Annotated in this window: 8 protein-coding genes and 1 pseudogene; all 9 read left to right on the forward strand. The window is 36.2% G+C overall.

What is annotated here, in order from left to right; genetic code table 11:
* A pseudogene (locus RRY75_RS08090) lies at nucleotides 1-293 on the forward strand (phage tail protein); the annotation flags it as partial.
* Nucleotides 294-361: 68 nt separating this feature from the next.
* Entirely contained in the window at nucleotides 362-1,747 is a 1,386-nt protein-coding gene (locus RRY75_RS08095; protein ID WP_332716300.1) for an MATE family efflux transporter, read from the forward strand.
* Nucleotides 1,748-1,765: 18 nt separating this feature from the next.
* On the forward strand, nucleotides 1,766-2,044 hold the full coding sequence (locus RRY75_RS08100) for a metal-sensing transcriptional repressor (RefSeq protein ID WP_332716303.1): 279 nt from the start codon (nucleotides 1,766-1,768) through the stop codon (nucleotides 2,042-2,044).
* Nucleotides 2,045-2,116: 72 nt separating this feature from the next.
* The gene (locus RRY75_RS08105; RefSeq protein ID WP_332716305.1) at nucleotides 2,117-2,368 is read left to right on the forward strand and encodes a phage tail tube protein; all 252 of its coding nucleotides are present in this window, start codon (nucleotides 2,117-2,119) and stop codon (nucleotides 2,366-2,368) included.
* A 155-nt stretch (nucleotides 2,369-2,523) separates the two neighbouring features.
* The gene (locus tag RRY75_RS08110) at nucleotides 2,524-3,714 is read left to right on the forward strand and encodes a type II secretion system F family protein (RefSeq protein ID WP_332494133.1); all 1,191 of its coding nucleotides are present in this window, start codon (nucleotides 2,524-2,526) and stop codon (nucleotides 3,712-3,714) included.
* A 26-nt stretch (nucleotides 3,715-3,740) separates the two neighbouring features.
* A complete protein-coding gene (locus tag RRY75_RS08115; protein WP_332494131.1) occupies nucleotides 3,741-5,396 on the forward strand; it encodes a GspE/PulE family protein in 1,656 nt (551 codons plus the stop codon).
* Nucleotides 5,397-5,503: 107 nt separating this feature from the next.
* Nucleotides 5,504-6,571 (forward strand): type IV pilus twitching motility protein PilT, encoded by a 1,068-nt coding sequence (locus RRY75_RS08120; RefSeq protein WP_332494129.1) that lies wholly within the window; start codon nucleotides 5,504-5,506, stop codon nucleotides 6,569-6,571.
* A 68-nt stretch (nucleotides 6,572-6,639) separates the two neighbouring features.
* Entirely contained in the window at nucleotides 6,640-7,062 is a 423-nt protein-coding gene (locus RRY75_RS08125; protein WP_332528033.1) for a prepilin-type N-terminal cleavage/methylation domain-containing protein, read from the forward strand.
* Between the two features lie 352 nt (nucleotides 7,063-7,414).
* Nucleotides 7,415-7,683 (forward strand): hypothetical protein (locus RRY75_RS08130; protein ID WP_332716309.1); only part of this gene is annotated, 269 nt, incomplete at its 3' end.

Genomic DNA, 7,683 nt, shown 5'->3' on the forward strand with positions numbered 1-7,683 from the left:
GCGTGACTGAACAGTTACCTAATAGCTATGATAATAAATGTGTGCGGATTACAGCGATTCAGGCTTATCTTGACCAGCTGATGTTAGAAGGTATATTGGACATAGACTTTAAGCATGTAGTTGAGATTGATGTAGAGCAGCAAAGGAATTATCTTAAGAGTATTGGTATAGCTGTGGACACTATGAAAGACCTTGATATTAAAAAGGCTAATACAAGGGATAAGGTGTTTTTGAAGTCTCAGATTAAGATTTTGGATGCGATAGAGGATATTGTTTTGAATGTAAGTATTTAAAAATGTTTTTGACTATGGAGTCTAATGTATGCTATTCTTTTAGGAGAAAATAACCCCTATAGGGGGATATGAAAGGTAGCATTATGATTAAATTAAAATGGGTTCAACAACTAATTATGAAATATGATAAGGTAGCAGTAAAGACAGTTTTATTATTAGCGTTTCCAGTGATTATTGAAAATATTTTACAAGTGTTATTAGGAACAACGGATACATTCTTTGCTGGAAAGATAAATGGTAATGCCATTGCAGGAATAGGTGTTACTAATTTAATTATGAATATTTACATAGCTTTTTTTACTGCAGTTGGAGTTGGAGCAACAGCTATCATTGCGAGGAGTATAGGAGATAGACAAGTAGAAAAGGCGAGGAATGCATTAAAACAATCTATCATACTCGCAGTAGTAATGGGAGTAATAGTAGGAATTATTAGCATACTATTTGCAGAACCACTATTAATTTTTCTAGGAGCAGAATCGGAGGTGCTTGAATATGCTATGCCATATTTTATAGTAGTAGCGATTCCTTGTGTGTTCTTATGTTTAAGTCAGATTTTATCAAGTGCATTAAGGGGGGCAGGTGATACTAAAACCCCTATGTTAGCATCGGCAATAGCTAATGTTCTAAATATAATCTTAAATTATGTATTAATATTTGGTATACTTAACTTTGAAGGGATAGGAATTATTGGAGCAGGTCTTGCAACAACTATATCAAGGATTATAGCAGTTGTAATATTACTTTATAAACTTAATAGTGGTAAGTCAGTGTTGAAATTTAAGTTAAAAGGCAATTGGAGCATTGATAAGGAGTTGATGACATCCATAACTCGAATTGGAATACCAGCAGGAGCAGAAAAACTTATAATGAGATTAGGGCAACTTTTATATGGGTCTATGATTATTACACTAGGGACATCATCCTATATTGCACATAATATAGCAGGAACAATAGAAAGCTATTCCTATTTACCAGCCATGGGGTTTGGTATGGTGGCAACTACACTGGTAGGTCAAAATTTAGGGGCAAATAATCCTGAAGAAGCTAAAAAGTATGCTTTTATTAGTAACACACTATCTACAATTCTAATGGTTATAATAGGTGCAGGCTTTTTCTTTGGAGCACCTGCGTTGGCAGCACTATTTACTCAAGATATAGAAGTGCAAGGATTAGTGGTAACAGTTCTAAGAATTATCGCACTATTTCAACCGTTTTTATCACTATCAATGGTTATGGCAAGTAGTTTGCAAGGTGCAGGTGATACTAAATTTCCTATGTACTCAACATTGATAGGTATATGGGGTATCAGGGTAGCGTGTGGGTATCTCTTAGCAGTTATTTTTAAATTAGGCTTAGTAGGCATTTGGATTGCGTATGCATTAGATATTACAGTAAGAAGCATATTGCTTTTAGTTCGATTTATGAGAGGAAGATGGGCAACTATAAGAATATAGATGAAAAGAGGTAGCTGTATGGAGGAATATGGACATAATCATCCTAATCAAAAGAAAATTATTAATAGATTATCACGTATTATAGGGCACACAGAAGCTATAAAAAGGATGTGCGAAGACGAAAGAGATTGCAGTGAAATTCTTACACAAATAGCAGCTGTTAAGTCTGCTTTAAATAATGTTGGAAAAATTATTTTGCAAGACCATATCAATCATTGTGTTATTGATGCAGCTAAAAATGATGATCTAGAGGCAGTGGAAAAGTTAAATGAAGCCATAAATAAATTTATGAAATAATAAGGGGCAGTAGGTTATGAAAGACTTGCTGCTTTTTCCATAATTAGAAAAAGAAAAATTGAAAGGAACAACATGGATAAATACAACGCACAACAAGTAATGAATGGAACTTGGGGCGAGGTGTGGATAGACGGAACCTATATGGCAGAAGTCACAGCCTTTGAAGCCAAGGTTTCACTAGATAAAACAGATATCAATAGGACAAGAAGATTAGCAAAAGCGCAGAAGGTAACTGGTTTTTCGTGTAGTGGCTCACTTACGATGAACAAAGTATCTTCTTTTTTTATTGCATTGAAGAGGATAGGTAGAGCAATAACAACTTAAATTTATTAATGATAAAACATTTGTATAATAACAAATTTAAAATAATAAAAATTTAATTATCAATTTAATGAAATAGATGTTTAAAATATTGAATTATTATTAATAATGATAAATACCCACAGGACTAAAAATGAAGATAAGGAGAAATAAAATGTATGACCTATAAATATGGAGCACAAGACCAGGCGGATAAAAGGCAAAAAGGTATGTTAGAAGTTGAAAATCAGCAAGCCTTATTTGATGCATTGAGAGGGTTTGGATTGAAGTGTATTTATTTAAAGGAATGTATCATAAAAAAGAAAGAGAAAGTCTCGAAAATTCCCCTAAAGCAATTGGTGATTATCTGTAGGCAGTTGGCAACTATGCTAGGAGCAGGTGTATCTATTATGAAGTGTATGGATATTTTATGCCAACAAACAGAGGAGATTAAACTTAAAAGTGTTCTTTTAACTATTTGTGAAGATATTCAAAGGGGTAATGCCCTTTCAACCAGCTTACACGCCCAGGACAAAATCTTTCCAAATTTAATGATTAGTATGGTCAAGTGTGGAGAAGAGAGTGGCACACTTGATCAAATATTTTTAGCATTAACCCAACACTACGAAAATGAGGTTAAGGTCCAAAATAAAGTCAAGCAAGCTATGCTCTATCCTATTATTTTGGGTTGTATTTCATTTGCTGTTGTAATCTTTTTATTAAGGGTTGTCGTACCTACTTTTGCAGATATGTTTGGGGAGTACGGCGCATTGCCTATGATAACACAAGTATTGTTGCGAGTTAGTAAGGGGCTTGAAGATTATGGAATGCTTATCCTTTGTAGTGGATTACTTATGGCAGTAGGACTCTACTTTACAGTGAGAACAGTAACTTGTAAAAAGTGGATAGATGAATGGAAGCTTACTATGCCGATAGTAGGCAAATTAAATAAAATCATATTGAGTGCACGTTTTGCCGAAGTAACCTTCACGCTTTATGCATCGGGTATGCCTATGGTAGATGTTATGGAGATTACACAAAGTGTGATGGGTAATAGCTATATTGACCAAAGATTTAATAGTGCTAAAGAAGCTGTTAATAAAGGTGTAGCTTTATCAGAGGCGATGAAAGAAATCGGTATTTTCCCACCTATTTTATCAAATATGATTTTAGTGGGTGAAGAGTCTGGACAGTTAGAAGATATTTTGCATAAAACAGCTGTATTCTACCAAGAAGAAGCAGATGTAGCAATACAAAAATTAGTTGCATTATTAGAGCCTATGATGATTATCTTTTTAGGCATGATAGTAGGCTTAATTGTAGGTGCTATTTTACCACCGATGTATGAAATGATCGGCAATATTCAATAGCTCAAATAAAAGAGAGGAGTTAAGTGGTGCGAGAACATTTGAAAATAGAAATGAGGTTGGTTACAGAAGGCATAATGACACCTAGACAACTAGAAGAATTTCAACAGATACAAACTAGTTATAAGAAAGAAACTGTTGAAGCATTACTCATTAAAATGGGTTATGTTACAGAAGAACAGCTTACACAAGTAATCGGAAAATACTTAAGAGTGCCTTATATTAACTTAAAAACTTATACTGTAGATTATGAAGTAGTAAACTTGCTGGATGAAAAAATGGCCAGGGAGTATCAAGTTCTAGCGATTGATAGAAAAGGGAATAGACTTACACTCTGCATGACTGATCCACTTAATCTATATGCCATAGAAGAAGTGCGTTTAGTGACAGGATTAGTGGTTGATGTAGGAATTTGTACACAAGCAGATATGTATAATATGATGGAACATTGCTACGGTGATGGCAAATCAGTAGTTGAAGCGCATCCAACGAAGAAAATATTAAGTGTAAATGAAAAGAGAGGCATTGAAGAGGATCCACTTGTGAAAATGGTAAATGATATGCTTATACAAGGGATTGAACTAGGGGCTAGCGATATTCATATTGAGGCAGGCCCAGTCAATACACGGGTACGTATGCGCATTGATAGGGTGTTACAAGAGCAGATGCCTATCCACAAAGATTCGCATGACTTGGTTGTGGGGAGAATTAAAGTAATGGCACAGATGAACACAGCAGAGAAACGTATACCACAGGATGGACAATTTCAAATAAGGCGAGAAGAAAAGCAAATTAATATGCGTGTATCCACCCTACCGACTATATATGGGGAAAAAGTTGTTATACGTATTTTAAATACACAGGGAAATAATTATATGAGTATAGACAAATTAGGATTTACTCCCTCTAATAGAAGGCTTTTTGATAAGATGATCAAAAGTCCTCATGGCCTTATTTTAGTAACAGGTCCTACAGGGAGTGGTAAATCTACAACTTTGTATAGCATTTTAAGTGAGCATAATAAGGTGACGGATAATATCGTTACACTTGAAGATCCTATAGAAAAGCGGTTAGAGGGTATTAACCAAGTACAAATTAATAATAAAGCAGGTTTGACATTTGCAAGTGGGCTACGTTCTATCTTGAGGCAAGACCCTGATATCATTATGCTTGGGGAGATACGTGATGCAGAAACTGCATCTATTGCTATTCGATCAGCCATTACCGGGCATATTGTATTTAGTACATTGCACACAAATGATGCAGCAAGTACAATGATACGACTTGTAGATATGGGAGTTGAACCCTATCTTGTTGGATCAGCACTTGTAGGCGTTATTGCACAACGATTGGTAAGGAAGATATGCCCATGTTGTAAAATGCCCTATCAAAGTACAGAAGATGAGTTGAAACTTTTGAAATTAGAAGGAACACTTACGTTGCATAAAGGGAGAGGCTGCCAAGTGTGTAACTTTACAGGCTATAAAGGTAGGATAGCTTTACATGAAATTATAGTGGTCAATAGTGAGTTACAGACTATGATCAATAGAGGGATGCAAGCAGAAGCCATTAGAGCCTATGCAAAAACACAAGGTACAACTTTTCTACAAGATAATATGTGCCAATTAATAGTAGAAGGAACTACAAGCACAGAGGAATTTATCAAGACAATCTATAGTATATGACAATTATAATAAAAAATTAAAAATATTTTATTATAATTGTTTAAATAAGTTAAATAATGGAAAAAATTTAGATGCAGAAGTATAAGTGTAGACCAAAGGGGAGAAAAATGTTGGATATATCCATGACAGATTTATTAAAAGAGGCCACCTATAAGGGGTGTTCCGATTTGCATATTACAGAAGGTGTATCTCCTATGGTAAGGATAGACGGAAAGATTATAGCACTAGGACATTATCCTATTATAAGTTCTGAAATGTCTAGAGAACTTACTTATACCCTAGTGGACGCAGAGAGGAGGGAGATACTTGAACAAGAAGGAGATGTTGACTTTTCTTTTTGTATGGAAGGAGTAGGTCGGTTTCGTATTAATGCGTTTAAGCAAAGTAAGCGTTATAGCCTTGCCATTCGTATATTGATGAATCATATTCCAGCGTTAGAGAGCTTGGGATTTCCTGAGTCTATTAAAGCATTAGTAGAAAAATCAGGTGGACTCATTCTGGTGACGGGCCCTACGGGAAGTGGCAAATCGACCAGCTTAGCAAGCATGATTAATTTTATAAATCATACAAGAAATGCGCACATTATTACAATAGAAGACCCTATCGAGTACCTTTATCAACATAATCAGTGTGTGATTAATCAAAGAGAGGTAGGAGAAGACACGAAGACTTTTTCCAGAGCCATACGTGCAGCTATGCGTGAAGATCCAGATGTCATTTTAGTAGGAGAAATGCGTGACTTGGAAACGATTCAAGCTGCTATTACTGCAGCTGAAACAGGCCATCTGGTGCTCTCTACACTGCATACAAAAGGAGCAGCACATACTGTAGATCGTATAATCGATGTATTCCCGCCCTCACAACAAAGACAAATAAGGATTCAGCTTGCACATGTGTTAGAAGGTGTTATATCACAGAATTTAGTCGTACGTAAAGATGGTAAGGGACGTACCTTGGCTATGGAAGTTATGCTAATGAATGATGCGATTCGTAACCTGATTCGAGAAGAAAAAGTTTATCAGATTAATACGGTTATACAAACAAGTATGAAACAAGGCATGCAAACTTTAGATGGGCATCTTGCTGTGCTAGTCCACGAAGGCACAATTAGTATACAAGAAGCATTAAATCATTGCATACATCCTGAAACTTTGAAAAGGCATCTCTATAAATAAAAGAGTATTTTTAATATTTGATTCTAGAATTGAATGAAAATAGATGAATAATTGAAGGAGAGTTGTGGATGAAACAGTTATTAAAGAGAAAGAACACAAAAGGATTTACATTAATTGAAATGATTGTTGTAATTGGTATTATTGGTGTACTTGCAGCTATGATGCTGCCATCCCTATTAGGGTATTTGGATAAGGCTAAGGCTTCAAATAATCGTGCAGCGGCAGCAACGATTGCACATGCAGCCATTGCTGTGGAAGCAGAAAATCCTGGAACGGTAACAGAAACTGGCATTACAGAAGGCTTAGAAAATATGTTAGTAGGGCTTAAGGGAAGGTATTGTGTCTTTGAAGAGGAGAATGTCATAAAAGTAGTCTATAGCCCGCTTACAAAAGAGAATGCTCCTCTTGCAAAAGATATATGGGAAGATAGAAAGAGCGACCCCGAGTTTGGATTCTATCCAGAAGGCGAAGCTGAAGGAGGAGATCAATAAGAGAAGCAAATAGAATAGAGGACAGAGCGTGCCTTGAAAAATAGGCATTTTTTAGACACAATAAGCCATCCTAAGCACAGTCATCTCCCCGGTGTTGCTTTGACTGTATTTAAGATGGCTTTTGTGTTGTGGCAAAGTTCCAGCCTCCATCGAGTGGTGTCACCTATGTACATAGAGTAGTTGGAGTCACTAGGTGTAGTCATTGGATTTACCTTGTGGCGGGAGGCGCGTCAGTGTGCTCTTGGTGATAGAGGTCTTCAGTGACTTATCACGGCGAGTGTCTGATCGGCTGACCGTACATCGGACTTACCGTAGGGTATACCTGTGAGCGCTTAGAACTGTATGGAAAGAGATGAACCGAAACAACGAAGCACTGCAAAACTTAGTCATTGCCCCTGAAACTCACCTGAGTGCCACTCCCAAAATGAGCCAAGTTGTTGAAAGCAATTTGTCTGTAGAGCGGGGAGAAGACAGCTACATCCAAGTGCTTTCTATAAAGGGAGAAGGTGTCCGTTGCCTAGGATTTACTTTCACGCTTAACCCTTATACTATGTTATACGCTGATTTTTTAAAAATTCGTCGTTTTTTTAAAAAATTTTTATTGAAGAGGATTATTATGAG

It is taken from the genome of Niameybacter sp. (assembly GCF_036655075.1).
Taxonomy (GTDB): Bacteria; Bacillota; Clostridia; order Lachnospirales; family Cellulosilyticaceae; genus Holtiella.